Origin of the sequence: Citrobacter sp. FP75 (assembly GCF_018342065.1) — a bacterium.
In the GTDB taxonomy this organism is placed as follows: Bacteria; Pseudomonadota; Gammaproteobacteria; order Enterobacterales; family Enterobacteriaceae; genus Citrobacter.
In genome coordinates, this window is the sequence record NZ_JAFDOE010000001.1 from 622,542 (window position 1) to 646,233 (window position 23,692).

The 23,692-nt window shown below is 53.6% G+C and carries 25 protein-coding genes and 1 pseudogene; 21 read left to right on the top strand and 5 right to left on the bottom strand.

Features of this window, described 5'->3' with window-relative positions; translation table 11 throughout:
- Positions 1 to 8 precede the first annotated feature (8 nt).
- Positions 9 to 902: a YcbJ family phosphotransferase gene (locus tag JQ822_RS02885; protein ID WP_213132196.1), complete on the top strand. Its 894-nt coding sequence runs from the start codon at positions 9 to 11 to the stop codon at positions 900 to 902.
- Here the strand turns inward: JQ822_RS02885 and elyC are convergent.
- A complete protein-coding gene (elyC, locus tag JQ822_RS02890) occupies positions 879 to 1,658 on the bottom strand; it encodes an envelope biogenesis factor ElyC (protein ID WP_213132197.1) in 780 nt (259 codons plus the stop codon). The two genes, JQ822_RS02885 and elyC, sit on opposite strands and share 24 nt — an antisense overlap.
- Positions 1,659 to 1,793: 135 nt before the next feature.
- Here elyC and cmoM point away from each other — a divergent pair, with 135 nt between their 5' ends.
- The 7 genes from cmoM to JQ822_RS02925 all read left to right on the top strand — a co-directional run bounded on the left by cmoM (position 1,794) and on the right by JQ822_RS02925 (position 12,457).
- Complete coding sequence (cmoM, locus tag JQ822_RS02895) at positions 1,794 to 2,573, top strand: tRNA uridine 5-oxyacetic acid(34) methyltransferase CmoM (protein WP_213132198.1); 780 nt, start codon at positions 1,794 to 1,796, stop codon at positions 2,571 to 2,573.
- Positions 2,574 to 2,576: 3 nt separating this feature from the next.
- A complete protein-coding gene (mukF, locus tag JQ822_RS02900; protein ID WP_135322499.1) occupies positions 2,577 to 3,899 on the top strand; it encodes a chromosome partition protein MukF in 1,323 nt (440 codons plus the stop codon).
- Positions 3,880 to 4,584: a chromosome partition protein MukE gene (mukE, locus tag JQ822_RS02905; RefSeq protein ID WP_045441273.1), complete on the top strand. Its 705-nt coding sequence runs from the start codon at positions 3,880 to 3,882 to the stop codon at positions 4,582 to 4,584. Before mukF ends, mukE begins: the two co-directional genes overlap by 20 nt.
- Positions 4,584 to 9,044, top strand: coding sequence for a chromosome partition protein MukB (mukB, locus tag JQ822_RS02910; RefSeq protein WP_213132199.1), 4,461 nt, complete (start codon positions 4,584 to 4,586; stop codon positions 9,042 to 9,044). The genes mukE and mukB overlap by 1 nt, the downstream gene beginning before the upstream one ends.
- Positions 9,045 to 9,304: 260 nt before the next feature.
- Positions 9,305 to 11,056 carry a L,D-transpeptidase gene (gene ldtD / locus JQ822_RS02915; RefSeq protein ID WP_213132200.1) on the top strand — a complete coding sequence of 584 codons (1,752 nt, stop codon included), beginning with the start codon at positions 9,305 to 9,307 and terminating at the stop codon, positions 11,054 to 11,056.
- Between the two features lie 177 nt (positions 11,057 to 11,233).
- Entirely contained in the window at positions 11,234 to 11,782 is a 549-nt protein-coding gene (locus JQ822_RS02920) for a YcbK family protein (RefSeq protein ID WP_135322495.1), read from the top strand.
- A gap of 27 nt (positions 11,783 to 11,809) precedes the next feature.
- Entirely contained in the window at positions 11,810 to 12,457 is a 648-nt protein-coding gene (locus JQ822_RS02925; RefSeq protein ID WP_213132201.1) for an MBL fold metallo-hydrolase, read from the top strand.
- 121 nt (positions 12,458 to 12,578) lie between these two features.
- Here JQ822_RS02925 and JQ822_RS02930 read toward each other — a convergent pair whose 3' ends face one another.
- Complete coding sequence (locus JQ822_RS02930) at positions 12,579 to 13,592, bottom strand: phage integrase (RefSeq protein ID WP_213132202.1); 1,014 nt, start codon at positions 13,590 to 13,592, stop codon at positions 12,579 to 12,581.
- 115 nt (positions 13,593 to 13,707) lie between these two features.
- Positions 13,708 to 14,007, bottom strand: coding sequence for a helix-turn-helix domain-containing protein (locus JQ822_RS02935; RefSeq protein ID WP_213132203.1), 300 nt, complete (start codon positions 14,005 to 14,007; stop codon positions 13,708 to 13,710).
- A gap of 122 nt (positions 14,008 to 14,129) precedes the next feature.
- On the opposite strand from JQ822_RS02935, the gene JQ822_RS02940 reads away from it, so the two are divergent.
- The 13 genes and pseudogenes from JQ822_RS02940 (at position 14,130) to JQ822_RS03000 (ending at position 22,284) form a co-directional block, all read left to right on the top strand.
- Positions 14,130 to 14,399, top strand: a complete 270-nt coding sequence (locus tag JQ822_RS02940) for a regulatory phage cox family protein (protein ID WP_213132204.1) — start codon at positions 14,130 to 14,132, stop codon at positions 14,397 to 14,399.
- Between the two features lie 4 nt (positions 14,400 to 14,403).
- Positions 14,404 to 14,643, top strand: a complete 240-nt coding sequence (locus JQ822_RS02945) for a hypothetical protein (RefSeq protein ID WP_213132205.1) — start codon at positions 14,404 to 14,406, stop codon at positions 14,641 to 14,643.
- Positions 14,644 to 14,648: 5 nt separating this feature from the next.
- Entirely contained in the window at positions 14,649 to 14,918 is a 270-nt protein-coding gene (locus JQ822_RS02950; protein WP_213132206.1) for a DUF4761 family protein, read from the top strand.
- Complete coding sequence (locus tag JQ822_RS02955; RefSeq protein ID WP_213132207.1) at positions 14,915 to 15,187, top strand: hypothetical protein; 273 nt, start codon at positions 14,915 to 14,917, stop codon at positions 15,185 to 15,187. Before JQ822_RS02950 ends, JQ822_RS02955 begins: the two co-directional genes overlap by 4 nt.
- 338 nt (positions 15,188 to 15,525) lie before the next feature.
- Positions 15,526 to 15,927: a hypothetical protein gene (locus JQ822_RS02960; RefSeq protein WP_213132208.1), complete on the top strand. Its 402-nt coding sequence runs from the start codon at positions 15,526 to 15,528 to the stop codon at positions 15,925 to 15,927.
- A 4-nt stretch (positions 15,928 to 15,931) separates the two neighbouring features.
- Complete coding sequence (locus JQ822_RS02965; protein ID WP_213132209.1) at positions 15,932 to 16,513, top strand: 3'-5' exonuclease; 582 nt, start codon at positions 15,932 to 15,934, stop codon at positions 16,511 to 16,513.
- A complete protein-coding gene (locus JQ822_RS02970) occupies positions 16,510 to 17,436 on the top strand; it encodes a DNA adenine methylase (protein WP_213132210.1) in 927 nt (308 codons plus the stop codon). The genes JQ822_RS02965 and JQ822_RS02970 overlap by 4 nt, the downstream gene beginning before the upstream one ends.
- Positions 17,436 to 18,377: a DNA cytosine methyltransferase gene (locus JQ822_RS02975; RefSeq protein WP_213132957.1), complete on the top strand. Its 942-nt coding sequence runs from the start codon at positions 17,436 to 17,438 to the stop codon at positions 18,375 to 18,377. Before JQ822_RS02970 ends, JQ822_RS02975 begins: the two co-directional genes overlap by 1 nt.
- A gap of 5 nt (positions 18,378 to 18,382) precedes the next feature.
- Positions 18,383 to 20,575, top strand: a complete 2,193-nt coding sequence (locus JQ822_RS02980; protein ID WP_446715004.1) for a replication endonuclease — start codon at positions 18,383 to 18,385, stop codon at positions 20,573 to 20,575.
- Complete coding sequence (locus JQ822_RS02985; RefSeq protein ID WP_213132211.1) at positions 20,576 to 20,962, top strand: hypothetical protein; 387 nt, start codon at positions 20,576 to 20,578, stop codon at positions 20,960 to 20,962.
- Between the two features lie 235 nt (positions 20,963 to 21,197).
- Positions 21,198 to 21,503 (top strand): annotated as a pseudogene (locus JQ822_RS02990) (DUF550 domain-containing protein); the annotation flags it as partial.
- 272 nt (positions 21,504 to 21,775) lie between these two features.
- Positions 21,776 to 21,988: a hypothetical protein gene (locus JQ822_RS02995; RefSeq protein ID WP_213132212.1), complete on the top strand. Its 213-nt coding sequence runs from the start codon at positions 21,776 to 21,778 to the stop codon at positions 21,986 to 21,988.
- Positions 21,988 to 22,284 carry a hypothetical protein gene (locus JQ822_RS03000; protein WP_213132213.1) on the top strand — a complete coding sequence of 99 codons (297 nt, stop codon included), beginning with the start codon at positions 21,988 to 21,990 and terminating at the stop codon, positions 22,282 to 22,284. Before JQ822_RS02995 ends, JQ822_RS03000 begins: the two co-directional genes overlap by 1 nt.
- Before the next feature lie 41 nt (positions 22,285 to 22,325).
- On the opposite strand, the gene JQ822_RS03005 is transcribed toward JQ822_RS03000, so the two are convergent.
- A complete protein-coding gene (locus tag JQ822_RS03005) occupies positions 22,326 to 22,592 on the bottom strand; it encodes an ogr/Delta-like zinc finger family protein (protein ID WP_213132214.1) in 267 nt (88 codons plus the stop codon).
- Positions 22,593 to 22,638: 46 nt separating this feature from the next.
- Positions 22,639 to 23,691, bottom strand: a complete 1,053-nt coding sequence (locus JQ822_RS03010; protein WP_244848752.1) for a phage portal protein — start codon at positions 23,689 to 23,691, stop codon at positions 22,639 to 22,641.
- Position 23,692 lies beyond the last annotated feature (1 nt).

The window sequence follows — 23,692 nt, forward strand, 5'->3', positions numbered from 1 at the left end:
AATCTGAAATGGAACAGTTGCGTGCCGAACTCAGTCATTTACTGGGTGAAAAGCTCAGTCGTATAGAATGCGTGAATGAAAAAGCGGATACGGCCCTGTGGTCACTGTATGACAGCCAGGGAAATCCGATGCCGCTGATGGCAAGAAGCTTCACCACGCCGGGGATGGCGCAGCAGCTGGCATGGAAAACGTCCATGCTGGCACGCAGCGGTACGGTGCGTATGCCGGTCATTTATGGTGTCCTGACCCACGAAGAGCATCCCGGCCCGGACGTGCTGCTACTTGAGCGCTTGCGCGGCGTGCCGGTGGAAGCGCCAGCCCGAACCCCCGAACGCTGGGAGCATTTAAAAGATCAGATCGTGGAAGGGATGCTGTCATGGCATCGCCAGGACAGCCGCGGCTGCGTGGGTGAGGTGGATAATACCCAGGAAAACTTCTGGCCGTCCTGGTACCGTCAACGCGTTGAGGTGCTATGGAGTACCCTCAATCAGTTCAGCAATACTGGGCTAACGATGCAGGACAAGCGGATTTTGTTTCGCACCCGCGAGTGTCTGCCCGCCCTGTTCGAAGGATTTAATGATAACTGCGTCCTGGTCCACGGGAATTTCAGTTTGCGCAGTATGCTCAAAGATGCCCGTAGCGACCAGCTCCTGGCGATGGTAGGGCCGGGGTTAATGCTCTGGGCGCCAAGAGAGTTTGAGTTGTTCCGGCTGATGGATAATGCGTTGGCGGAAAGCCTGCTGTGGCAATATCTGCAACGCGCGCCAGTGGCGGAGTCGTTCATCTGGCGACGCTGGCTGTACGTGTTGTGGGATGAAGTTGCCCAGCTGGTTAATACCGGGCGTTTCAGTCGGTCTAACTTTGATCTGGCAACCAAATCACTGCTGCCCTGGCTCGCCTGACGAGCCTTTCAGCCACTGCCAAAGTCGTCCCAGCGTTTCGTAGCCGACGCGATCGCTATGCATCAGCCAAACGGGAGAGGGAATGGCACGCTCCCACGGGTTAAGCGGAGAGTTGACCGCCAGTTGATTGGCGGGTGCAGGCAGCGGATGCAGTCCGGCCTGCTGGAAGAAAATCATCGCGCGCGGTAAATGCGATGCGGATGTCACCAGCAGGAACGGCGCATCGCCAATCGCCTCTTTCACTGCGGCCGCTTCTTCTTCCGTATCTTTTGGCGTGTCCAGCGTGATGATCTCACTACGAGGAACCCCCAGCGACTGCGCCACGCGGGCGCCGACCTCCGCTGCGCTGACGGTATTGGTCTTCGCAATCCCACCCGTGAAGATCAGCTTCGATCCCGGATTAGCTCGCCACAGGCGCAGCCCTTCATTGAGGCGCGGAAGGCTATTACTGATAAGATTTGAACTCGGCGCCCACTGCGGGTTCCAGGTATAACCCCCGCCCAATACCACAATGTATTTTACTTTTTGCGTATCCTGCCAGGTGGGATAGGTATTCTCAATCGGTTTAAGCAGGCTATCGGCGACAGGTTGCAGGCTGAGCAGCAAAAGCGCCAGCCAGCTCAGGCTCATGCAGACTTTCCCCGTTTTCTGAAAGCGACTAAACCACACCAGCAACAATCCTGCTCCCATAATAAGCAGTATCAGCGGAAGCGGCAGCATCATACCGCCAATCACTTTCTTCAGCGTAAAAAGCATCCTTTTTGGTTCCTTTTTTAACCATATAGCAAGGGATCTGCAGGGATATTACACCAGAAAGGTTCATTCTCGGCGCGGGTGTGACAAAATAGCGGTTTTACTTAGTCACCCTTAAGTCAGCATGTGGAGCGCGTGATGCGGGATCGCAATTTTGATGACATCGCGGAAAAGTTTTCGCGCAATATTTATGGCACCACGAAAGGCCAGCTTCGCCAGACGATCCTCTGGCAGGATCTGGACAAGCTTCTTGCTGAATATGTGGGCCAAACATTGCGTGTGCTTGATGCGGGTGGCGGAGAAGGGCAAACAGCGATCCTCATGGCACAGCGGGGCCATCACGTTACCCTGTGCGATCTTTCTGCTGAAATGGTGGCGCGAGCTCAGCGTGCGGCAGAAGAGAAAGGTGTGAGCGACAACATGCATTTTATACATTGTGCCGCTCAGGACATTCCGCAGCATTTGGATTCTCAGGTTGATCTGATATTGTTCCATGCTGTGCTGGAATGGGTGGCTGACCCACAAGCCGTTTTAAAAACCCTGTGGTCGATGCTACGCCCGGGCGGCGCTTTATCGCTGATGTTCTACAATGCAAACGGCCTGCTGATGCGTAATGTATTGGTGGGTAATTTTGGCTATGTGCAACAGGGAATGTATAAAAAGAAACGGCGCACGCTGTCTCCCGATTTCCCGCGTGAACCTCAGGAAGTCTACGGCTGGCTGGAGGAGATCGGTTGGGAGATAACCGGTAAAACGGGCGTGAGGGTGTTTCATGATTATCTGCGTGATAAACAAAAACAGCATGACTGTTTAGACGCTTTAACAGAAATAGAAACGCGCTATTGCCGCCAGGAGCCGTTTATCAGCCTTGGGCGCTATATTCATGTCACCGCGCGCAAACCGCAGATGCAAGGATAACCTATGAGTGAATTTTCCCAGACAGTCCCCGAACTGGTTGCCTGGGCCAGAAAAAATGACTTTTCCATCTCTCTGCCGGTAGACAGACTTTCTTTTCTGCTGGCTGTGGCTACGCTGAACGGTGAGCGGCTTGACGGCGAGATGAGTGAAGGCGAACTGGTGGATGCGTTCCGCCATGTCAGTGATGCGTTTGAGCAAACCAGCGAAACCATCGGCGTGCGCGCCAACAACGCGATCAACGATATGGTGCGTCAACGTCTGCTGAACCGCTTTACCAGCGAACAGGCGGAAGGCAACGCCATTTATCGTCTGACGCCTTTGGGGATTGGCATCACCGATTATTACATCCGTCAGCGTGAATTCTCGACGCTGCGCCTCTCCATGCAGCTCTCTATTGTGGCTGGGGAGTTGAAGCGTGCGGCAGACGCGGCCGAAGAAGGCGGCGATGAATTCCACTGGCACCGCAATGTGTACGCTCCGCTAAAATATTCAGTGGCGGAAATCTTCGACAGCATCGACCTGACGCAGCGCATAATGGATGAGCAGCAGCAGCAGGTAAAAGATGATATTGCGCAGTTGCTGAATAAAGACTGGCGAGCGGCAATTTCCAGTTGCGAAATGCTGCTGTCCGAAACCTCCGGCACGTTGCGTGAGCTGCAGGATACGCTGGAAGCGGCGGGGGATAAGCTACAGGCTAATCTGCTGCGGATTCAGGACGCCACGATGACCCATGACGATCTGCACTTCGTTGACCGTCTGGTGTTTGACTTACAGAGCAAGCTCGACCGTATTATCAGCTGGGGCCAGCAATCCATCGATCTGTGGATCGGCTACGATCGCCACGTGCATAAGTTTATCCGTACCGCGATTGATATGGATAAAAACCGCGTCTTTGCCCAGCGATTGCGCCAGTCTGTCCAGACTTACTTTGACGAACCGTGGGCGCTGACCTATGCCAATGCCGATCGTCTGCTGGACATGCGTGACGAAGAGATGGTGCTGCGTGACGAAGAGGTCACCGGGGAACTGCCGCCGGATCTGGAGTATGAAGAATTTAACGAGATCCGTGAACAGCTGGCGGCGATCATCGAAGAACAGTTGGCTATCTATAAATCCAGACAAACGCCACTGGATCTCGGTTTGGTAGTGCGCGAGTATCTGGCGCAATACCCGCGTGCGCGTCACTTCGACGTTGCACGTATTGTTATCGATCAGGCGGTACGCCTTGGCGTAGCGCAAGCAGATTTCACCGGACTGCCAGCCAAATGGCAGCCGATTAATGATTACGGAGCCAAGGTACAGGCGCATGTCATTGACAAATATTGAAAAAGTGATGCCGGTTAAGCTGGCGCAGGCGCTGGCGAATCCGTTATTTCCGGCGCTGGACAGCGCATTGCGTTCAGGCCGACACATCGGTCTGGATGAGCTGGACAATCATGCCTTCCTGATGGATTTTCAGGAATATTTTGAAGAATTTTACAGCCGCTATAACGTGGAGCTCATCCGCGCCCCGGAGGGTTTTTTCTATCTTCGTCCGCGCTCGACCACGCTCATTCCTCGTTCGGTGTTGTCGGAACTGGACATGATGGTCGGTAAAATTCTGTGCTATCTCTATCTCAGCCCGGAACGTCTGGCGAATGAAGGGATTTTTACCCAGCAAGAACTGTACGACGAACTGCTGACGCTCGCTGATGAAGCCAAATTGCTCAGACTGGTGAATAACCGTTCTACCGGCTCGGACGTTGACCGCCAGAAGCTGCAGGAGAAAGTACGTTCTTCATTAAACCGCCTGCGCCGCTTAGGTATGGTGTGGTTTATGGGCCATGACAGCAGCAAGTTCCGCATTACAGAATCAGTCTTCCGTTTTGGCGCAGATGTGCGCAGCGGTGACGATCCGCGCGAAGCGCAGCGTCGTTTAATTCGTGACGGTGAAGCGATGTCGGTCGAAAACCGCCTGCAACTCAACGATGAGCCAGAAGAGAATCAGCCGGACAGTGGAGAGGAAGAATAATGATTGAACGCGGTAAATTTCGCTCACTAACGCTGATTAACTGGAATGGTTTTTTTGCCCGCACGTTTGACCTGGATGAGCTGGTCACCACGCTGTCCGGCGGAAACGGGGCGGGTAAATCCACCACCATGGCGGCATTTGTTACGGCGTTGATCCCGGACTTAACCCTGCTGCATTTTCGTAATACCACCGAAGCCGGTGCAACCAGTGGTTCTCGCGATAAAGGCCTGCACGGTAAGCTCAAAGCGGGTGTCTGTTACTCGATGCTCGACGTTCTGAACTCGCGTCATCAGCGCGTGGTAGTTGGCGTGCGCTTGCAACAGGTAGCCGGACGCGATCGTAAAGTGGATATCAAACCGTTCGCCATTCAGGGGCTGCCGATGTCGGTACAGCCAACCGAACTGGTCACGGAAACGTTGAATGAGCGTCAGGCGCGCGTGCTGTCTCTTGCTGAGCTGAAAGATAAGCTTGAAGAGATGGAAGGCGTACAGTTTAAGCAGTTCAACTCAATAACCGATTATCACTCGCTGATGTTCGATTTGGGCATTATCGCCCGTCGTCTGCGCTCAGCCTCAGACCGTAGTAAGTTCTATCGCCTGATTGAAGCCTCGCTGTACGGCGGGATTTCCAGCGCCATTACCCGTTCGCTGCGTGACTATCTGCTGCCGGAAAACGGCGGGGTGCGTAAAGCGTTCCAGGATATGGAAGCCGCGCTGCGTGAAAACCGCATGACGCTGGAAGCGATACGCGTTACTCAGTCCGATCGTGACCTGTTTAAGCACCTGATTAGCGAAGCAACCAACTACGTGGCGGCGGATTATATGCGCCACGCCAACGAGCGTCGTATCCACCTGGATAAAGCGCTGGAATATCGTCGCGAGCTGCACACGTCGCGTAAACAGCTGGCGGCAGAGCAGTACAAGCATGTGGATATGGCGCGTGAGCTTGGCGAACACAATGGCGCCGAAGGCGACCTTGAAGCTGATTACCAGGCGGCCAGCGATCACCTGAATCTGGTGCAAACCGCGCTGCGTCAGCAGGAAAAAATTGAACGCTATGAAGCGGATCTTGAAGAGTTACAGATCCGTCTTGAAGAACAAAATGAAGTGGTGGCGGAAGCTGCCGATCGTCAGGAAGATAACGAAGCGCGGGCGGAAGCCGCCGAGCTGGAAGTCGATGAGCTGAAAAGCCAGCTTGCCGATTACCAGCAGGCGCTGGATGTTCAGCAAACGCGAGCGATTCAGTACACCCAGGCGATTCAGGCGCTGAGCCGGGCCAAAGAGATCTGTCATTTGCCGGATCTGACGCCAGACTCCGCAGCAGAGTGGCTGGAAACCTTCCAGGCGAAAGAGCAGGAAGCCACGGAAAAACTGCTGACGCTGGAACAAAAAATGAGCGTGGCGCAAACCGCGCACAGCCAGTTCGAACAGGCTTATCAGCTGGTGGCGGCGATCAACGGTCCGCTGGCGCGCGGTGAGGCCTGGAGCGTGGCGCGTGAGTTGCTGCGTGAAGGCGTTGAGCAACGGCATCTGGCAGAGCAGGTTCAGCCGCTGCGCATGCGGTTAAGCGAGCTGGAGCAGCGTCTGCGCGAACAGCAGGAAGCCGAGCGTTTGCTGGCCGAGTTCTGTAAGCGTCAGGGTAAACACTTCGACATCGATGAGCTGGAAGCCCTGCATCAGGAGCTGGAAGCCCGTATTGCGTCCCTGTCTGACAGCGTGTCGTCTGCCAGCGAACAGCGTATGAACCTGCGTCAGGAGCAGGAACAGCTGCAGTCCCGCATGCAGCATTTAATGCAGCGAGCCCCCGTCTGGCTGGCGGCGCAAAATAGCCTCAACCAGCTTAGCGAACAGTGCGGTGAAGAGTTCACCTCCAGTCAGGAGGTGACTGAATATCTGCAACAGCTGCTGGAGCGCGAACGTGAAGCCATCGTTGAGCGTGATGAAGTTGGTGCGCGTAAAAATGCGGTTGATGAAGAGATTGAACGCTTAAGTCAGCCGGGCGGCGCGGAAGATCAGCGCCTCAACGCGCTGGCCGAACGTTTCGGCGGCGTGCTGCTGTCTGAAATCTACGACGACGTCAGCCTTGAAGATGCCCCGTACTTCTCTGCGCTGTATGGCCCGTCGCGCCATGCCATCGTGGTACCGGACCTGTCGCTGGTCACTGAACAACTGGCCGGACTGACGGATTGTCCGGAAGATCTCTATTTCATCGAAGGGGACCCGCAGTCGTTTGATGACAGCGTCTTCAGCGTTGATGAGCTGGAAGGCGCGGTGGTGGTGAAAACTGCCGAGCGCCAGTGGCGCTATTCTCGTTTCCCGACCGTCCCGATTTTTGGTCGCGCTGCGCGGGAAAGCCGCATCGAAACTCTGCATGCCGAGCGTGAAGGGTTGTCCGAGCGCTTCGCGACGCTTTCGTTTGACGTTCAGAAAACGCAACGTCTGCACCAGGCGTTTAGCCGCTTTATTGGCAGCCATCTGGCGGTGGCGTTTGAAGCCGATCCGGAAGCAGAGATCCGTCAGTTGAACAGCCGCCGCGTTGAGCTGGAGCGTGCGCTGACCAATCATGAAAATGATAACCAGCAGCAACGCATGCAGTTTGAACAGGCGAAAGAGGGCGTTTCTGCCCTGAACCGCCTGCTGCCGCGTCTGAACCTGCTGGCGGATGACACTCTGGCAGACCGGGTGGACGAAATCCGCGAACGTCTGGACGAAGCCCAGGAGGCCGCGCGTTTCGTTCAGCAGCATGGCAATCAGCTCGCCAAACTGGAGCCCATGGTTTCCGTTTTGCAAAATGATCCTGAGCAGTTTGAACAGCTAAAAGAAGACTACGCGTACTCTCAACAGATGCAGCGTGACGCGCGTCAACAGGCGTTTGCGTTGACCGAAGTCGTACAGCGCCGCGCGCACTTTGGCTATTCCGACTCGGCAGAAATGCTCAACGGCAACAGCGATCTGAACGAGAAACTGCGTGAACGTCTGGAGCACGCCGAAGCTGAACGTACCCGTGCCCGTGAAGCCTTGCGCAGTCATGCCGCGCAGCTAAGTCAGTACAGCCAGGTGATGGCGTCACTGAAAAGCTCGTATGACACCAAGAAAGAGCTGCTCAATGATTTACAGCGCGAGCTGCAGGATATTGGCGTTCGCGCCGACAGCGGTGCGGAAGAACGTGCGCGTATCCGTCGTGATGAACTGCACGCGCAGCTCAGCAACAACCGTGCGCGCCGGAACCAGCTGGAAAAAGCGCTAACCTTCTGCGAAGCGGAGATGGACAATCTAACCCGCAGGCTGCGCAAGCTGGAACGTGATTACTTTGAAATGCGCGAGCAGGTCGTCATGGCGAAAGCCGGATGGTGCGCCGTGATGCGCATGGTGAAAGACAACGGCGTTGAACGTCGTCTGCACCGTCGCGAGCTGGCTTACCTTTCTGGTGATGAATTACGTTCAATGTCGGATAAGGCGTTGGGTGCGCTGCGTCTGGCGGTGGCGGATAACGAACACCTGCGTGACGTGCTGCGCATGTCTGAAGATCCGAAGCGTCCGGAACGCAAGATCCAGTTCTTCGTGGCGGTTTATCAGCATCTGCGCGAACGTATTCGCCAGGATATTATCCGTACCGACGATCCGGTGGAAGCCATCGAGCAAATGGAAATCGAGCTGAGCCGCCTGACGGAGGAGTTAACCTCGCGTGAGCAGAAGCTGGCGATCAGCTCCCGCAGCGTGGCGAACATCATCCGTAAGACTATCCAGCGCGAGCAAAACCGTATTCGTATGTTGAACCAGGGGCTGCAAAACGTCTCCTTCGGTCAGGTCAACAGCGTTCGTCTGAATGTGAACGTGCGTGAAACCCACGCCACGTTGCTGGATGTCCTGTCCGAGCAGCACGAGCAGCATCAGGATCTGTTTAACAGTAACCGTCTGACCTTCTCGGAAGCGCTGGCGAAGCTGTATCAGCGTCTGAATCCGCAGATTGACATGGGACAGCGCACGCCGCAAACCATCGGCGAAGAACTGCTGGATTACCGCAACTATCTGGAAATGGAAGTTGAAGTTAACCGTGGTTCAGACGGCTGGCTGCGTGCTGAATCCGGTGCGCTGTCAACGGGTGAAGCGATCGGTACCGGGATGTCGATTCTGGTGATGGTCGTGCAGAGCTGGGAAGATGAAGGTCGCAGACTGCGCGGGAAAGATATTTCGCCTTGCCGTCTGCTGTTCCTTGATGAAGCCGCGCGTCTTGATGCGCGCTCTATCGCGACCCTGTTCGAACTGTGCGAGCGTTTGCAGATGCAGCTTATCATCGCTGCGCCGGAGAACATCAGTCCGGAGAAAGGCACCACCTATAAACTGGTGCGTAAAGTCTTCCAGAATACTGAGCACGTTCACGTGGTCGGTTTGCGCGGGTTTGCGCCGCAGTTGCCTGAACCGTTGCCTGGAACGGAAGACGCCTCCTCGCAGGCAAGTTAAGTCAAGAAGGCGGCTCTCAGGCCGCCTTCTTCTTTTCTGAAAAGTACGCAATGCCTGGTGTAATTTCTTTATATTTCTTTACATTAGGTTAGGCAAAAACGATTTGATGTTTATATACTGAAGATAAGCCTGACGCGTCACCGGGCTTGCTCGTCATACTTCAGAGTGTATTGGCGTTTTACAGACCCCGCCCCGAGACAATCGGGAGAATACAGGCGGTCTGGCTATTTAAGTATGATAAAGAAAACAGGGGGCAAGGGATGTTGCTTAATAAAATGTGTGGTAGTCGGCTGTCGGCAATCAGTTTGTGCCTGGCCGTAACATTCGCTCCACTGTTCAATGCGCAGGCCGATGAGCCTGAAATGATTCCTGGCGATAGCTCAACGGTTGTCAGCGAGCAACCAACCGCGCTATCACAGCCGCAGGGACAATCTTTCGCAACAGCCGTCATGGCGGGTATTCAGGCGCTGCCGGATGGCGCGTCTGCGGAAAAAGCCCGCGCCGAATTACGTTCTCAACTTCCAGTGGGCTTCACGCCGGTTTACATGAGTCAACTGGAGTTGCTGTACGCCGCCCGCGATATGAAACCCATGTGGGAAAATCGCGATGCGGTGAAAGCCTTTCAGCAACAGTTAGCCGAGGTGGCGATTGCTGGTTTTCAGCCGCAGTTCACAACCTGGGTGGCATTACTGACCGACCCTGGCGTAACGGGGCTGGCGCGAGATGCCGTCCTTTCTGATGCGATGATGGGCTATCTTCACTTTATTGCCAACATTCCGGTCAAAGGTAACCGCTGGCTATACAGCGATAAGCCCTACGCGCTAACTACGCCGCCTATTTCGGTGATTAACCAATGGCAGGTGGCTCTGGATAATGGTCAGCTAACTCCATTTATTGCCAGCCTGACGCCGCAGCATCCGCAATATGCGGCGATGCATGAATCACTGCTGAAGCTGGTGGGCGATACGCGTCCGTGGCCACAGTTAACCAGCAAAGCCACGCTGCGCCCCGGCGAGTGGAGTAATGATATTCCGGCCCTGCGTGAAATTTTGCAGCGTACCGGCATGCTGGATACAGCAGTCAGTACGGCAGCAAGAGAAGGACGTAGCGCTTACGACAGCGAACTGGTTGCGGCGGTAAAGCGTTTTCAGACCTGGCAAGGACTGGGGGCTGATGGTGCGATTGGCCCAGCAACGCGTGACTGGCTGAACGTGACGCCGGCGCAGCGCGCGGGCGTACTGGCACTGAATATTCAGCGTTTACGTCTGTTGCCGGGCGAGCTAACTACCGGGATCATGGTCAATATTCCGGCTTATTCGCTGGTCTATTATCAAAACGGTAATCAGGTGCTGGCTTCGCGGGTCATTGTTGGTCGTCCTGACCGTAAAACGCCTATGATGAGCAGCGCACTGAATAACGTCGTCGTTAACCCGCCGTGGAACGTCCCGCCGACGCTGGCGCGCAAAGACATTCTGCCAAAGGTATGGAACGATCCAGGTTATCTCGAACGTCACGGGTATACCGTAATACGTGGCTGGAATAGCAAACAAACCATCGATCCGTGGCAAGTTGACTGGTCGACGATAACTGCCTCCAATCTGCCGTTCCGCTTCCAGCAGGCACCGGGTGCGCGCAACTCGCTGGGACGTTATAAATTCAATATGCCGAGTTCAGACGCTATTTATCTGCACGATACGCCGAACCACAATTTGTTCCAGAAGGACACGCGGGCGCTCAGCTCCGGTTGTGTACGCGTGAATAAGGCTTCGGAACTGGCGAACATGCTGCTGCAGGATGCGGGCTGGAATGATTCACGGATCTCGGATGCCCTGAAACAAGGGGATACGCGCTACGTGAATATTCGCCAAAATATTCCGGTCAATCTCTACTATCTGACCGCATTTGTAGGTCCCGATGGGCGCACGCAATATCGTACAGATATTTACAATTACGATCTCACCGCGCGATCCAGTGCACAAATTGTGTCAAAAGCTGAACAATTAATCAGATAAATGAAGCAGTTCGAGGAAAATGATTGTCGTAAGTTATGTTGGAAGCGGGGTCGAATGGCTGCAAGCCCCGTGTTTCCTGGGGTTGGGAGCCTTGACGCGGACTAGTTAGCCCGGTAAGGTTTCCCGCGTGCGCTAGAGCATACATACGATAACATTGACCTTGTAGACCTTAATACCATGGACAAATTTGACGCTAATCGCCGCAAACTGCTGGCGCTTGGTGGCATTGCCCTCGGCGCTGCCATCCTGCCCACGCCTGCGTTTGCTACACTCTCCACCCCACGTCCGCGCATATTGACTCTGAATAACCTGCATACCGGTGAGTCAATTAAAGCAGAGTTTTTTGATGGCAGGGGCTATATTCAGGACGAATTAGCAAAACTTGATCACTTTTTCCGTGATTTTCGCGCGAACAAAGTGAAATCCATCGATCCGGGATTGTTCGATCAACTCTTCCGTCTGCAAGGCCTTCTCGGCACGCGTAAACCCGTACAGCTGATCTCCGGCTATCGTTCCGTTGATACCAACAACGAACTACGCGCGCGCAGTCGCGGTGTGGCAAAGAAAAGCTACCACACCAAAGGGCAGGCAATGGATTTCCACATTGAAGGCGTTGCATTAAGTAATATTCGCAAAGCTGCGTTATCTATGCGTGCAGGTGGTGTAGGATACTACCCACGCAGTAACTTTGTGCATATTGACACCGGGCCAGCACGGCACTGGTGAGCCATAGCTTAATGAAACAGGAGCTGTATGAACTATCGTATTATTCCGGTCACTGCATTCGCTCAGAACTGCTCGCTGATCTGGTGTGAGCAAACGCGTCTGGCCGCGCTGGTCGATCCCGGCGGCGATGCCGAGAAAATCAAACAGGAAGTGGATGCCAGCGGTTTGACGCTCATGCAGATCCTGCTCACGCATGGTCATCTTGACCACGTAGGGGCGGCCTCTGAACTGGCGCAGCATTATGGCGTACCGGTCATCGGCCCGGAAAAAGAAGATGAGTTCTGGCTGCAGGGTCTGCCCGCGCAGAGCCGCATGTTTGGTCTGGGAGAGTGCGAGCCGCTGACCCCCGATCGCTGGTTAAATGAAGGCGATCGCATCAGCGTCGGCAACGTGACGTTACAGGTGTTGCATTGCCCGGGTCATACTCCGGGGCACGTGGTCTTCTTTGATGACCAGTCAAAGCTGCTGATTTCAGGCGATGTGATTTTCAAAGGTGGGGTAGGACGTAGTGACTTCCCGCGTGGGGATCACAGCCAGCTGATCGATTCGATTAAACGCAAGTTATTACCCCTGGGTGATGACGTGACGTTTATTCCCGGTCACGGCCCGCTTTCTACGCTGGGTAATGAACGCCAGCATAACCCGTTCCTGCAGGATGAAATGCCGGTCTGGTAAATGAAAGTCAGATAAATGAAAAAGGCCGCAGCAGCGGCCTTTTTAGTGGTAGGTAACATGGGCTTTCAGCGGTGCAATGCGGGTTTGCGCGGCACACAAGACCACTGAAAGCCATAATAAACTACCCCACCGTGGACACTGTGTGGACGCTCTGGGCGCTGGCACCACCCCTCAACGGATTGAGTGAAACAGCATCCTGTAAATACTCTGGGGCGAAGTGCGCGTAGACCATTGTCTGCTCTATTCGCGAGTGTCCCAGTATTCTCTGCAACGTGATAATACTTCCCCCGTTAATCATAAAGTGAGTTGCGAAACTATGGCGCAACGCATGCGTTGCCTGTCCGGCTGGCAGATCCGGTTTTACCTCTTTCAGGGTGTGCCTGAATTCCGGATATGCAGCATCAGAGAACAGAAAGCCTCTTTTGTTTTCGGCAATCAGTTTTGCCACCTCGGCAGATACAGGAACGGTGCGCGGTTTGTTCGTTTTCGTTTTAACGAACGTCACGCGGTTCTGTATTATGTGTTCTGCTTTAAGTTTCGCAGCCTCACCCCATCTTGCGCCGGTACTCAGACAGAGAACGGCAATCTTTTTGTTATCGCCGTCCAGCCGGGAAAGCAGTAGCGCGATCTCGTCCTGGGTGAGATAGCCAGTTTCTGGTTTCTCTTCTTTCAGTCTTTTTGTGCCCCGTATGGGGTGCTCACCGAAGAATAGTTCAGCCTCAATCAGTGCCGTAAACATGCCGCTGATACAGGTCAGATCGCGGTTTATGCTAGAGGGCTTTACGCCCTGACCTCTCCGTGCCGCCGTGTATTGGCTAATCAGGGTCTTCGTTATCTGAAACGCACATGGATCACCGGTAATTCTGGAAAAAATCTCGATTTTGCCCAAGTTAGATTTTCCATGCTCTTCGTGTTTACCTTTCAGATCCCACCAGATTTTTGTTAGCTCTGACAGATGCCGCTTATCTGTCGGCTTAGACAACCACTCTTTATCATGGTGGTTGTACTGCGTGTGTTTCTCAAAGGCTACCGCCTCGCTTTTCTTGTCAAACTTCCTGCGGATGCGCTTTCCGTTACGCCCGGCAGGTCTAATGTCCACTTCATATCGACCATCATCGAGTTTCTTGATTGTCATCAGAAAGCCCTCAGATTGGTTCGTTTACTTCTTTTTCTTAGCTTTTCATGCTTGTCATTCGAAAATTTTGTAACTAATAACAGGCACTTGTAATACATGTAATCGCGGTGAATTTTCAGCCAGTCTTTTGGCCGGAGTGCTGCGAGGTTGTTACATCTTGCCCATAGTGTGCGAGTGCCGGTGCGATTTGTCCGGACTCTGGAGATATTTGATCGGTCATAAACCACAACGTGTATTTCATGAAGCGCGGGTGTTGCAAGATTTTCATAGTTACATCCGTTGGAGGGGTTGTTCTTCCGCTTTCGTAGTACGTCAGCGAACTGTAAGGAACACCTGAAATTTCAGCAAATTGACGCCGATTTAGTCTTTCCGACTCTCGAATAAGCCCCAGCTTCTCACCTATTGATGTTGACATGTTATCGAAATCCTCTAATATTCACGTAATTCTCTAACTTAATGTGTGATGTTCTAATGTTCATTAAGGCACATTAGAGGACATTGAAACCCATTAGTTAGATCTAGATGAGAGGTTAACAGATGAGTAAGCAAATTGTCAGTACTACGGATGCCGTGCCTTGCCAGGAGTTTGCCCGTTTGATTGGCAAATCGTCAGCGGCTGTAAGGGGCATGATCGAAAAGGGCAAACTTCCCGTAGTGGAGATGACTGATCCTCAATCCACATCAGGCCGTGCAGGTGAATACTGGGTTTATCTTCCTGCATGGAACAACGGCATGAAACTGGCCTATGAAAGCCGCCCGAAAGAGATCCGCGAAGGCTGGCTGATGTGGCTGGGGTTAGGGGCGTAAGAATATGCACACGTTTAACAACTCTACTGAAGCGCAGCAATACGCACAGAACGTCAGCCAGGCCGCTGACGATCTTCTTTCGGCATTCAAAGGTGGCGAGTACAAAACAGCCATTGCCGTACTTGACTGGATGAAAGAAGCCGTAGCCGTCAATGCTTGCGTAATCATCGGGCCGATTGAAGGTGAATCACCTTGCAGTCAAAGCCCATCTTTTCCGGTTCGTTATTTAAAAATTAAGGATTAATAGATATGAATCAATTTAACCGAAAGTATTCAAAAAATGGATCGCATTCTGGATTCATCAAAACAGAATCAAAAGAACAGAAACACGCGGCGGTACACATTGACGAGCACACCACTATTTACCGTGGTTTTACCATTCAGCGCTGCCCGCGCGATAACCGCACTTTTAAAACACCGTACACCGTAACATGCAATGGTCATTATTATGGCCGTGACTTCACGTTAGCTGAAGCATTCCGCACTGTTAATAAACTGCATACGGAGGCCAGAAAATGAAAAAAGAATTAGCAGTAATTCATAATTCCCTGTTGGAAAGTTTTTATTTTAATAATGAAGCTAAGCCAGCCCGCAAGGATATGAATTTTAAACTCATGCAGGAGGGTATGAATCACCTGTTTTTTGTTGCTCAGTGCACAGGCGATGAAGAAGCAATGCAGTCGCTTGCAAGTGCCTGCGATGAACTCCACGCAGGAAACATCCCAGAACCATTGATGTGCTATGGGATGGAGGGTGCAACGTGTTCACGCTCAACCAACTATTATTAGGTCCAGCGATATGGCTGGCAGTTTTAATAATCCTGCTTACATTATTTTTGACTGCACTGGATAGATTCTTTTATCCGCACATTCATTACTGGTGCAGGATGAAAGAGAATTTAAAAATCATCATCAGCGTTGCATTTGGCGTAACGATATTTACGTTTCTTTCATTTGAATTGATGTTGCGAACAATAACTACCACAACATAACCAGCAGTTAGTAAACAGTTTCATTTATTCCGCATGTACATGCGGTGGGTTTTTACGCCCTGAATTTAGCAGGGCGCTTATTTAAATACCGTTTAAACACGATTTTCAAATAAGCGAATAACGAGAGGACCGATTGTGGATAGCAGGGGGAATAAATCAAAGCCCACGCCGCAATCGGGCTTTAAGCAATTTCAGGAACAGCGCAACAAACTGCGCGCGCAGCTCGATGCGCAGCGCCTGGGCGACACAGAAAGACGGTTTAACGCGCTGGGTGAAACACAGCGTAAAGCGCTTTACCTGCTGGCGAACGCTGCCGCAGCGGAGAGTGGTTTACCAGTGCTGACGCGCTCACAACTGAGGCGGGATTTCGCGGCATTCACCCGCGAAGAACAGAACACCATTCTGCTGGGCATTAAGCGCCTGGCGGAACTATCGGCGGCAATGCCGTGGTGCTGGCCAGATTACGAAGGACTGGCAGCAGACCGAATCATTGATCGCCACATCGCCAGCGATGGCAAACCTAATCAACAAGGTTAATCAAATGAACAACGTCATGATCGATATTGAAGCCCTGGACACCAAACCAACTGCCGCAATTGCCTCAATCGCAGCGGCATTCTTTGATCCGTTAACGGGAGCGGTTGGCGATACATTTTACACGCGAGTAGACATTGAAGATTCCGCGCGATTTGACGGCACCATTGGCGCATCCACTGTTAAATGGTGGTTGAGACAAAGCGCCGCAGCTCGTGCAGAACTCACATCTAACGATGCGAAAGGCATTTTCCCGACGTTGCTGGATCTGAATGCCTTTATCAATGGGGCTGACGATGCAAAAAGCGTGAAGATTTGGGCGCGCGAAACGGACTACGACCTGCCGATCATCTACTCCGCCATGCGTACTTTTGACATAGCACCGTGCTGGAGTTTCTGGAATGTGCGGGACGTGCGAACCGTGCACGAAATGGTGCTGATACTGCAAGGCCACGCATCAAGCCGCCTCGTTAGTGATGTTGCGCATCAGGCGTTATGTGACGTGCTTAACCAGATAGCGCAGCTAACTGACAACATCCGTACAATCTCTATGGATGGCGTAGCTAAAGCAATAGAGGCGTCATTATGATCCGCTCCTTCCTGAAATGGCCGGGCGGTAAAGCTCGCGTTATGCCGGAACTGGCTAAGCACCTCCCTGCTGACTATTGCCTGGTTGAGCCGTTTGTTGGCGGTGCAACCGTCTTTCTCAATACTAACTATCCCCGCTACGTCCTGGGCGACATTAACCCGGACTTGATAAATACATACCGTATAGCGAAGAACACCCCCGAACTTCTGATTGATGCCGCGTGGAATCTCTTTGAGCGCCACAACAGCAAAGCTGACTACATCTCTATAAGGGCTGAATTTAACCGTCTACGCAGCAATATCGTACTGACCCTCAAGTCCGAGGTGCAGCGCGCCGCTGCCTTTCTCTATCTGAATCGCCATTGCTTTAACGGCGTTGTACGCTACAACCTTAAAGGCGAATTCAACACGCCATATGGCCACTACAAAGCGCCATACTTCCCCGAACCGGAGATCCGCCAGTTCTCTGAAAAGGCTAACGACACAAAAACCACCTTTCTGTGTTGCTCCTTTGAAAGCACCATCCAGGCAAATCTGGTTACAGGTCCGGTTATCTACTGTGATCCGCCATATCTGCCGGCCTCAGAAACCAGCAATTTTACCGAATACTACGGCGGCTCATTTGGCGCAGACCGTCACCGCCAGTTAGCTGCCGCGCTGGTTAACGCAACAGATTTTGGTTGCCGCGTCATTTTGTCCAATAGCGACACCCCAGCTACCCGTGACATTTACCGCGCTTTCACCATGCACGAAATTGCCGTTAATCGCTCAGTCAGCGCCAACGGCAAACGCGGCAAGGCTGGCGAAGTGATCGCTTTTCGGAACGCCAGCGGCATGGATTGCCCGCCTGATGGTTGCCACTATTGCACCAGCCAAAAAAAATGCGCCGCGCTTTACTCCTCGGCTCGCGAAAGGGCTGTGTAATGGCTGCGCTCGCTTACTACAACGAAATCGATCTCTTTGCAGCGCAGTGGCTGCGCAATCTCATTGATGCAGGGCACATCGCGCCCGGCATTGTTGATACCCGTTCAATTGAGGATGTAACCCCCAATGACCTTAAAGGCTTTACTCAATGTCACTTCTTTGCCGGGATCGGTGTCTGGTCATATGCCCTGCGCCTCGTGGGCTGGCCGGACGATAAACCAATCTGGACTGGATCCTGCCCATGCCAACCTTTCAGCCCGGCAGGCAAAGGAAATGGGTTTGCTGACGAGCGGCACTTATGGCCCGCCTTCCATTGGCTCATTGGGCAGTGCCGCCCTGTCATTGTTGCTGGCGAGCAATCTGGAAGTGCTGACGCGAATGTCTGGATCGACCTTGTACAAACTGACATGGAAAGTCTGGGCTATGCCTTCGGGGCGGTCGCGTTTCCGTCTGCGGGGGTCGGCGCGCCGCACATCAGGGACAGAGCTTACTGGGTGGCCGACACCAGCGGCGAACGAATTTTTACCCAGAGATTTGGAGAGGCTGCAAGCCCGCAGGCAGGAACTGGCGAAGAAGAACGGGAACAACGGTTTTGGCTTAACCTTGGGGCAGGGAGTGGCGTTACTGGCGGGGTGGCCAACACCTGCCGCGAGGGACTGCAAGGGTGGGTATTTGGGTGGGAGGATGCGCAACGGGAAGCTATCAACGGACACGCTGGATGTGACGGCACAGATCGCGGGTGCGGCCCGGTTAACGGCTTCTGGCGATCTGCTGACTGGCTTCACTGCCGGGATGGAAACTGGAGGCCAGTTAAACCCGGACTTAAGCCGCTGGTTGATGGGGTTGCCGGACGAGTGGGAAAAATCCGCGCCTACGGGAACGCGGTAAACGCTTACGCCGCTGCTGCATTCCTCTCTGCGTATCTTCAGTCGGTGGCATAACAGTGATCCCTGCATCATTCGGCTACGGCCTGCCGCCACAACCGGAAATACAGCCCGACTATAACGGCAACCATCACGCCATTAAGGGCTGGCAGCGCACTGCATTTTCACGCGGTGCGCCGCGTGATATCTCCATCACTGAACGTAAATTGTGGGAAGTTAACAGCGAAGACCACGACTACCGCGCCCAGTTTCTCCACGGCCTGCCGGATTATCTGGCGGGCTATTTTGGCGAGCGTTACACCCGCATTTTTAAGGCCAGCAAGGCCGGTCGCCGTCATGCCAATATGTTTTTACGCACAACACTGGGTAAAAATATATTGCCACGCCTGCGCCACGTCACGAACACCTACCGCCGTGACCATTCCGAGCTTTCGCCGTTCCGCCATAATCTTGAATCCCTGCCATCTTATGACCGGGCACAGATAAAAGACTTTGCCTGGCGTGTGTCTGCGTATCTGGGGGAATGCTTCCATAGCTTCATAGATCGCAATTTTGATAACGCAGTAGCCGATGCCGAAGAACTGGAGCGCCGCGCCATTGTCTGTTGGGCCGCACTGGCCAATGAAGCAAAGGACTGCGGCACTGTGCCGCCGTACTGGTATGACTGGTGCCAGAGCACACTGACACCTCGCAAGGCTGAGTGCGGATTACTGCGCATGCTCTCGCCACGATGGTGGCAGGGTCGCATAAAGCGCCGCCGCGACACCATGCGCGAGCATCTGGCTATTTCCGTTGGACAGGTGCAGCGCGCCGCCTCTGCGTATGTCTCGCGCAGTACACTGAACGAATGGACCGAACAAAAGCGCCGTAACCGCGAATTCTTCAAAAAGTTTGAACTGGAGAATGACGAAGGCCAGCGCTTTGACATGATGGATTTAGTGGCGCGTAGCGTGGCCAACCCTGCGATCCGCCGCCATGAGTTGATGGCCCGCATGCGTGGCTTTGAAGACCTTGCTAATGAGCAGGGCTGTGTAGGCGTCTTCTACACCATAACCGCGCCGTCACGCTATCACAGCACCCACAGCAAAGGCGGTTTTGTTGAACAGTGGAACGGCTCCAGCCCGCGCGATACGCAGCGCTATCTGTGCGGCGTATGGGCGCGCATTCGCGCAGAGCTGAAGCGTAACAAGATCAGCACGTTCGGTTTTCGCGTCGTCGAGCCACATCACGACGGCACACCACACTGGCACCTGCTGTTGTTTATGCGCCCGGAACACCGGGAAGCGATGACCGGCATTATGCGCACCCACGCCTGCCGCGAAGATGCCAGTGAACTGACGAGCGAAGACGCCCGCAACGCCCGTTTTGATGCTGAGCTGATTGATCCGGAGAAGGGCACAGCAACAGGCTACATTGCGAAATACATCTCTAAAAACATTGATGGATACGCGCTGGACGGGGAAGCGGCCGACGAAACAGGCGAAAACCTTCGCGACATGGCGAAGCATGTTTCTGCGTGGGCATCGCGCTGGCGCATCCGTCAGTTTCAACAAATTGGCGGCGCACCGGTCACTGTCTGGCGCGAGCTGCGCCGCCTGCGTGACGTTACCCTTGCCGATCAGCGTATGGATGCAGTGTTAGCGGCGGCAGACGTGGGCGACTGGGCGGCATATGTGCACCATCAGGGCGGGCCGCTGGTACTGCGCCGGGATCTGGTTGTTCGTCTTACCTACAAAATCACCGAAATGGGCAACGAATACGCGGAGGACGTCCAGCGCGTTGACGGTATCTATTCACCACTCTCTATTGGGTCAGAAGTCTGCACCCGCACCACCACCTGGAAAATGGTTCCCAAAGCCGCCGCGCCAGCGGAGGCGGGTTTTTCTGGCGGCAACGCCGCCCCTTGGAGTTCTGTCAATAACTGTACGGGGGTTAAAAACCGCTCAACGGGCGATCATGCGCCACCAGAGCAAAAAACACGCGTTATGCGGGTAATTCAGTCGGCAGAAAGCCAGGGAATATCCATAACGCGGGCACAAGCCGAGTCATTAGCACGCGGCGCTCGATTAAGAGAGGGAAAAGTCATTTACCAGGTAACACCTGGCGGCGGTCTTCGTCAGCAATTACCGGGTAAATCGGAACGCCTGGCAAGCGCAATGCGCAGGGCACAGAAGCGCGGTGGAGTGTCGCCGCAAGAGGCTGGCCGGGATCCGGTTGGCCACTGGAAGAAAATTACACAGCAAGAGGTTAATTAAGTGGAAAACAATAAATTACCAGAGTTGCGAGTGAGAGAAATCGCCTATTCAGGATGGGATAGAGAGAACTGCACCTCACAAGAGGCGGCAGCACTGGGAAAAGAGGTGCTGGAGTTGCGGGAATTAAACAGCGAGCACACTGATTTCATTATGCCTTCCCGCATTTCAAATATTGAGCACCGCACCCCACTGGAGATTGAGGGTATGTACAGAGCAATGATGCGCCAAATGTTCGCCCGCGCTGGATTGCGACTACATGACCGCCAGGAGCCGGAAGAGGATTCGACCTTACCGCCTCCAGATGAATTTACCTGTAGTGAATGCGGATGTGTAACCGATGATCCAGAAGGGCGTCATTACTGCCGTGAGGATAATAGCAATGATTAATAGCCCGTTAACAGATGCAGATTTAACAGAAATACTATCCGGTGTTGTTGATGGCGTAACGCCAACATTGCAGGAAATATCAATGGCGCACGAGCTACGGGAACGCCGTAAGGCTGATAGCGCGGAGGCTATCGGCTACATTATTGAGTCGATCTATGAAGGGGGCGATGGTCGCGATATTGATTATTACGAGTCGGACTTAAAGGGGCTACCAATAGGAACCAAAGTCTACGCCGCCACGCAACCAGCACCAGAACGTGAGCGCATTCGCCGTGAACATGCCGAATGGTCGGATGCCACTTTCGGCAATGTTGGCCCTATTGGGCCACTGAAGCACCTCAGCAAAGAAGCGCTTGAAGCGGCCGCAGAACCCAATGACCTGAGCGAATGGGCTGATATGCAATTTCTGCTGTGGGATGCTCAGAGACGTATGGGGATTTCTGACGAGCTTATCACCAGGGCTATGATCGAAAAGCTAGCTGTGAATAAACAGCGCCATTGGCCGGAACCGCAAGACGGCGAGCCGAGAGAACACGTCAAAACACCATTTGCGCAGAGCATTGAGGATTTAGCCCGCGACCCGCGCAAAGTGGCGGATGAGCTAAAGCAGAAAATGAAGCCAGCACCAGAAGTGATCCACTGCTATCACTACCATGCCGAAATGGTGAAATACACCCGCGCGGGATACATCGGTACAACTAACAAGGTGCGTGACCGCGCATCATACCAGGGCCTTATGATTTTGATTGGCGAAGCCAATGATTGCACCGTTACCGCGATCTGTTCGCTTAGCTATCTGGGGGAGTCAGTGGAATGATTACTTATATTGCAATCTACCTGATCGGCTCTTTTATCAATTATGGGTTGGTGAGCCGCTACCACCCTGAGCGCGATTTCACTAGCTGGCTGCTTGGTTTTGCTTTATGGCCATTATGGTGGGTTATTCTGATCGCCTGTTACACCTTTCAGGGTGTCGTTCTTTTCTTTAATGGTTACGCAGAGCTGTGCCGCAAAGGGAGGTCGTAATGTCTAAATATATGATCAACCAGCGCCAGCCATTCCACCCCGCAAGCGGCCCCAGAATACCGGCAATGAAACCGCGCGTGATGGTGCAGATTCCGATTGAAGAGTATCAGCTCACTCTGAGCAGAACGCTCACACGTGAAGATATAGAGTTTATATTGCGTAGCGGACTGGGTGGTTACTGCAGCCACGAGTGCAGCGATGAAAGGTTAAGGGTTATGGATAAGCTAATTTTAATGCTGCGCGAGTTAGACCGATTCGAGCGGCAAACATCATTTGTCGGCGGGCGCGATTTTTAACCCGGAACCAGAAAGCAAAAGCCCCGCATCGCGGGGCTTCTTCATACTGCGGCAGGCTGAAGCAGGTCCAGCGCCATTTGTCGCTGCGCACCGCTAAGGGAACCCAGCAGGGCTTTTAGCAGGCTGTCACCGGTTTTCGCGCTGGGGCTTAGGGTGTGCGAAAAAGTGAGATTCATTACGAAGGTGTGACCGCATTCAACCTCTGAGCAGGCAAGATAAACGTCAGAGAACGTCTTATCCTTCCATACGGTTTTTTTAATGATGCACTTCGCGCCACACTCCGGGCAGTTGACCTTTAAAACTCGCATATTGCAGCGCCTTTTTGAGTTTCTTCGCCGCGATTTTAGCATGTTATTACTCACTGATACCCCCTGAGCCGCTGTTATCCTTACTATCAAGAGATAAAAAATGCAGGTGAAGCGATGGCGGAATATCTGGATCGTCGTTTACCGCCCGCATGAGGCGCCGCTGCACCGGGGCGACCTCGTCATGATGGTATGTGGCGCGAGTTTTTACCGGATCTCCCAGTCCACCCGCTGATGCCGGGATAATGCCAGCCAGGCCAGCCGGGAACCGGTGAGCGTTCAGAATGTCCTGGGCGCTGATGTTCTTGATGTTGGCGAATTCGTCCTTTGCGGAAATATCCCCCATTTCAATAAACTTGATGCCGTCTGGTCCGCCGTTCGGGATGTTGACCAGCACCGTGCGGAAGTTGCCGATCCCCTTGCTGCTTTCGAGCTGCTTTGCAATTTCCTCTTCCACTTCATCGGTCATGTTGGGATCGTTGGTGTAGAGGATGCCGCCCATGTGCGCACCATTGTGATAGTAGCGACGGCGAAAGATGGTCGCCTCACTGTTGAGCAGGGCGGAGTGAACCCCGCCGATATAATCCGGCAGGCCATAAACCTGCTGCTGCGGGTCGTATTGCGCCAGAAAAATGACATCCTCCGGGCGATAAACAAGGGGATCTGTCTCCTGGAGTACAATAAATTCACCGGTTTTGCAGCGGCGCATGTAGAGTGATGGTATCGGCAGTAAGCCGACAACCTCCCGCCAGCGGTTCCGCACCTTCACAATGGCCACGTCACCGAATGTCAGAAAATCAAAGATAGCTGCGCTCATGCGCTCATGCGTCAGTCCCCCGGACAGATAGCCAGACAGCACCATATTACTGCGGGCGTAGAGTATGCCGCCGTGTTGCCCGTTCAGGTTGGGGAGCTGCGCCAGCGCCAGCCGGTTGATCGGTGGCGTGTAATGCCCGTCATCGTCGTCATGCACCAGGCCGGAATAGTCCGTTCCGGTTGTCAGGATCGGTTCTGGCTTGCTGAAGGTAATAATACTCATCTTGCGATCTGAGTCGCGGCCCGCAGTACGCGCTGGCGCGGCAGGGCGCGCAGCCTGCTGCATG

Bases quoted from the DNA above. Each gene is read 5' to 3' on its own strand.
- JQ822_RS02975 (WP_213132957.1), top strand. From the start codon at position 17,436: ATGGCTGCGCTCGCTTACTACAACGAAATCGATCTCTTTGCAGCGCAG.
- JQ822_RS02885 (WP_213132196.1), top strand. From the start codon at position 9: ATGGAACAGTTGCGTGCCGAACTCAGTCATTTACTGGGTGAAAAGCTC.
- JQ822_RS02950 (WP_213132206.1), top strand. From the start codon at position 14,649: ATGAATCAATTTAACCGAAAGTATTCAAAAAATGGATCGCATTCTGGA.
- JQ822_RS02940 (WP_213132204.1), top strand. From the start codon at position 14,130: ATGAGTAAGCAAATTGTCAGTACTACGGATGCCGTGCCTTGCCAGGAG.
- JQ822_RS02970 (WP_213132210.1), top strand. From the start codon at position 16,510: ATGATCCGCTCCTTCCTGAAATGGCCGGGCGGTAAAGCTCGCGTTATG.
- ldtD (WP_213132200.1), top strand. From the start codon at position 9,305: ATGTTGCTTAATAAAATGTGTGGTAGTCGGCTGTCGGCAATCAGTTTG.
- mukF (WP_135322499.1), top strand. From the start codon at position 2,577: ATGAGTGAATTTTCCCAGACAGTCCCCGAACTGGTTGCCTGGGCCAGA.
- JQ822_RS02920 (WP_135322495.1), top strand. From the start codon at position 11,234: ATGGACAAATTTGACGCTAATCGCCGCAAACTGCTGGCGCTTGGTGGC.
- JQ822_RS02930 (WP_213132202.1), bottom strand. From the start codon at position 13,592: ATGACAATCAAGAAACTCGATGATGGTCGATATGAAGTGGACATTAGA.
- JQ822_RS03005 (WP_213132214.1), bottom strand. From the start codon at position 22,592: ATGCGAGTTTTAAAGGTCAACTGCCCGGAGTGTGGCGCGAAGTGCATC.
- JQ822_RS02955 (WP_213132207.1), top strand. From the start codon at position 14,915: ATGAAAAAAGAATTAGCAGTAATTCATAATTCCCTGTTGGAAAGTTTT.
- cmoM (WP_213132198.1), top strand. From the start codon at position 1,794: ATGCGGGATCGCAATTTTGATGACATCGCGGAAAAGTTTTCGCGCAAT.
- JQ822_RS02935 (WP_213132203.1), bottom strand. From the start codon at position 14,007: ATGTCAACATCAATAGGTGAGAAGCTGGGGCTTATTCGAGAGTCGGAA.
- mukB (WP_213132199.1), top strand. From the start codon at position 4,584: ATGATTGAACGCGGTAAATTTCGCTCACTAACGCTGATTAACTGGAAT.
- JQ822_RS03010 (WP_244848752.1), bottom strand. From the start codon at position 23,691: ATGCAGCAGGCTGCGCGCCCTGCCGCGCCAGCGCGTACTGCGGGCCGC.
- mukE (WP_045441273.1), top strand. From the start codon at position 3,880: ATGTCATTGACAAATATTGAAAAAGTGATGCCGGTTAAGCTGGCGCAG.
- JQ822_RS03000 (WP_213132213.1), top strand. From the start codon at position 21,988: ATGTCTAAATATATGATCAACCAGCGCCAGCCATTCCACCCCGCAAGC.
- JQ822_RS02995 (WP_213132212.1), top strand. From the start codon at position 21,776: ATGATTACTTATATTGCAATCTACCTGATCGGCTCTTTTATCAATTAT.
- JQ822_RS02965 (WP_213132209.1), top strand. From the start codon at position 15,932: ATGAACAACGTCATGATCGATATTGAAGCCCTGGACACCAAACCAACT.
- JQ822_RS02945 (WP_213132205.1), top strand. From the start codon at position 14,404: ATGCACACGTTTAACAACTCTACTGAAGCGCAGCAATACGCACAGAAC.
- elyC (WP_213132197.1), bottom strand. From the start codon at position 1,658: ATGCTTTTTACGCTGAAGAAAGTGATTGGCGGTATGATGCTGCCGCTT.
- JQ822_RS02925 (WP_213132201.1), top strand. From the start codon at position 11,810: ATGAACTATCGTATTATTCCGGTCACTGCATTCGCTCAGAACTGCTCG.